Source organism: Sulfurovum sp. bin170, assembly GCF_010892395.1.
GTDB lineage: Bacteria > Campylobacterota > Campylobacteria > Campylobacterales > Sulfurovaceae > UBA1140.
Genome location: NZ_JAACKB010000127.1, coordinates 1 through 3,604, shown reverse-complemented (window position 1 = coordinate 3,604; position 3,604 = coordinate 1). Strand labels below are relative to the sequence as shown.

General features: G+C 32.9%; 3 protein-coding genes. All 3 read right to left on the bottom strand.

The genetic code is table 11. The features are described 5' to 3' along the window. The coding region (locus tag GSY74_RS03050; protein ID WP_164663640.1) for a serine protease at nt 1-1,288 on the bottom strand (1,288 nt) is incomplete at its 3' end. 205 nt (nt 1,289-1,493) lie between these two features. After that, nucleotides 1,494-2,573 (bottom strand): N-acetylmuramoyl-L-alanine amidase, encoded by a 1,080-nt coding sequence (locus GSY74_RS03045; protein ID WP_164663639.1) that lies wholly within the window; start codon nt 2,571-2,573, stop codon nt 1,494-1,496. 9 nt (nt 2,574-2,582) lie between these two features. Continuing rightward, nucleotides 2,583-3,604: N-acetylmuramoyl-L-alanine amidase (locus tag GSY74_RS03040; protein WP_164663638.1), on the bottom strand; the 1,022-nt coding region annotated here is incomplete at its 5' end.

Genomic DNA, 3,604 nt, shown 5'->3' with positions numbered 1-3,604 from the left:
TTAAATCTATTAATAGCCTCATATCATCCCAAAGCAATGCCATGTAGTCACAATCTCTTGATTTGTGATTTAAATCTTTTAAACAGATATTATCCTCAACCCATCTGCAATAGTCAGAAAGTATTCCATCCTTGTACTGCCAAAGCCCCACTTTTGCCATATCAATCATATTGTTTACTATCTCATGATTAGATATAGATTGTTTGAAACAGACCCCTATTTTACCCAATCTTGTATCAAATCTTGCACTATTATCATTGGTCATCAAAAGAGCATCATTTAAATAGTTCTCTTTTTTTGTACTAAATAGTAGATTCCATTGTTCAATCATATTTTTATATTTACGAATTTTACTACCAAACCTATCTCTATTGTGTAGCAAAATATGATAACGCTTGACCAACTCATTATCCTTATATCTCCACTGTTTAAAATTGACCAAAAATAGTTCAGGAGGAATAATAAAATGGATAGTTATATCACTCTCAAATTCATCAATAAGTTTTTTAATAAACTTCTCTTGTTCAACCTCATCATAAATATTTTTAAAAGTAAACTCTATTAGTTCACTCTCAAATTCATCCTCACATTGAATATGACCAGTTACCTTATATTTTGTATCAGAAGTATTGTCTTCATTAAAAATTAGGAAGATTTGGTCTATTTTGGAGGGTTCTTGGTTGCTTATAGCTTCAGGTAAATCATTGAATATACTACTCAATGAGCTTTTTGTAATTAAATCTAAAGGTATCTCTTCCCATATCTCTTTTAGATATGATATTTTCAATGCAAAAACTTTTTGCATATCATCCTTAATATTTGCCATAGCTACAACTTTTTTTGTTCTCTTACAAAAAACAGGTGAACCACTATTGCCTCGTATGATTTTCGCCTTATCATCAATAATCTCTAATCGTTGTGATTCTATAATTTCATTACATCTATGCTGTGTTGAAGGAACACTATCTACACATACTTTTCCTTCAACCATCTCACCAATACAAACTCCTCTATACTCTTTAAAAGAATAAAGTATAGTCTCATTAACCAACTCATCATCAATTAAAACCAAAGGTTCAATTTTTTTTGAAATAGTTACAATAGACATATCATAAGAGCCATTATGCACAATTATTTCAGGCTTTTCCCCTTGAATATCAAAATTCTCCTGTCCATCTAAGACATGGTGACAAGTTAAAATATAAGATTTTTCTCCATCATAATATATACAAAAACCTGTACCTATAAGTCTATTATTTTTTAGAATAGGAAGAATTGAATTTTGCATACTATTTGTTTTCCCTTTGATAGCTTTAATCTAATCAAGTATAACAAAAGATTAATAAACAAAAGTAAAAAATAGAAATATGAAAAGCCAAAGTAACCCTTTGATAATAAAAAACTCAAATAACAGATGAAGATAGATTTTATTATGTTTGGAATTGTGAAAGAATAGGATTAATGCTCTTAAATATAGAGTAGCCAATATCAGCTTAGAGCTTAAAATAACTATCTATCCCATCAACGATACCTTTAATCGCCAAATTTCTATAGTAGCTACTGGTTAATCGTTTCCTATCTTTTTTATGGGTTATATAACCTGTTTCAACTAAGATAGTTGGCATTTTAGTCCCTGTTAGCACCCAAAAATCAGAGCGTTTAAGTTTAGAAACCAAACTCCCATAGCCTTTTCTTATGTTTCTATTCATACCCTGTTGAACCTTTATCCCAAGCTTACGAGATAGAGATATTTTCTTCTTATTCATCATCATATTAACACTATTTTTATAATAGACTGTCTTGCCTTTATAGGTTATGGTCTCTCCCTTAAGATGAACATTCTTCTTTGATAGATAGTAAATCTCTATTCCCTTTAGCTTCTTTACTTTTCTTTTTGGTGCTGCATTGACATGGATAGAGACAAAAATATCTGCCTGTTTTCTATTGGCATACTTAGTTCGTTCTATAAGAGAGATATATTTATCGCTAGAGCGAGTCATATAGACACTATAACCCTTTTTCTCTAAACGCTTTTTTAGATTATATGCCATAGAGAGTGTAAACTTTTTCTCATGAAGAGAGCAACATGAAGCCCCTCTATCTCTTCCTCCATGTCCAGCATCTATCACTACTCTATATCTATTTTTAATATTATTTGTAAATTTTTTATCTATATATTTTTTTGAACGCTTATAGGATTTTTTGCCTGAGGGAATAGGTATCTCAAGTACCCTACCAGAAGTTGAATGACTTTTTTTAATCCTCTTAGTAGACTCAATAACAATTCGCAAAACATTAGTACGATACTGTCCTATACGAAAAGCTCTAATATCAGGATGAGAATATCGAAGTGTTTTGCCTCTTGGTAGATAACCATTTTTTATATCATAGACATACTTAGTAAAACCCTTAGCATGGATAACGAAGTGTTTTATATCGGTATCTTTAATATTATGCTTAAATCTTAGCTCAAGAGTGTTTCTACCTAGCTTTGTATCTACAAGAGAGTTAGCAGACCAAAGTTCTGTTGAAAACAGCACTGTAACCAATATAAAAAATAGCCCCCTATTCAAAAACACCTCCTAGCGTTTATTGTTCAAATACTGCTCTATACCCTCTGCAATACCTTTGGCTAAGAGTTTCTGATAATAAGAGTTTAAGAGTTTTTTACCCTCTTCTGGGTGAGTTATATACCCTGTCTCTACCAAAATAGCAGGCATCTGTGCACCTACAAGTACCCAAAAATTTGCCCCTTTAACCCCACCATCTTCAACAGCTCCATAGTTTTTGCGAATACTTCGAAGCATCTTCTGACTAACATCAATACCTAACTTGCGAGACTCAACCAACTTCTCATCTGTTATTAGAGAGGTCATGATATTTGTAGTATAGTAATCTTTTTCATGAAACATAACACTATTCTCTTTCTCCGCCGCATCTTTGGCTCGTTTGGTCTGTGCAGGTGATAGATAATAAATCTCTATCCCTTTGAAGATTTTGGCTTGTCTCTTATTGGGTGCAGCATTGGCATGAACAGATATAAAAATATCAGCTTTTTTATTATTAGCAAACTCTGTCCGTTTTGGAAGCCGTACAAAAGAGTCACCCCCCCTTGTCATATATACATTATATCCCAACTCCTCTAGCTTCTTCTTTAATCTCTTCGATACAGATAGTGCAACACCTTTTTCCACTCTATGGTTTCTCTCACCTCTACAACAAGAAGCCCCATTATCTTTGCCACCATGCCCAGCATCAATCACTACCGTATATCTATTTTTCTTAGAACTATAACTCTGCTTTTTGCTATTTGATAGAGTTGTACCTTTGATTGTAGCCTCTTTTCCATGAGTCAAAGGAATGACTAGAACCTTACCTGCATGGACATGCTTATCAAGTGCTTTCTGTTTAGATTTAATCACTACTCTTAATTTGGTTGGGCTATTTTGAGCTATTCTAAATGATTCAATATTGGAGTAGCTATGGTGGGATACTCCTTTGGTACGAGGAAGGACAGCACCATGAATATCATAGACATACTTGGTCAGTCCATCTTTGGCTTTTATAGAGAAGTATGTAACCCTCTCTATATCAGAATCAAAGT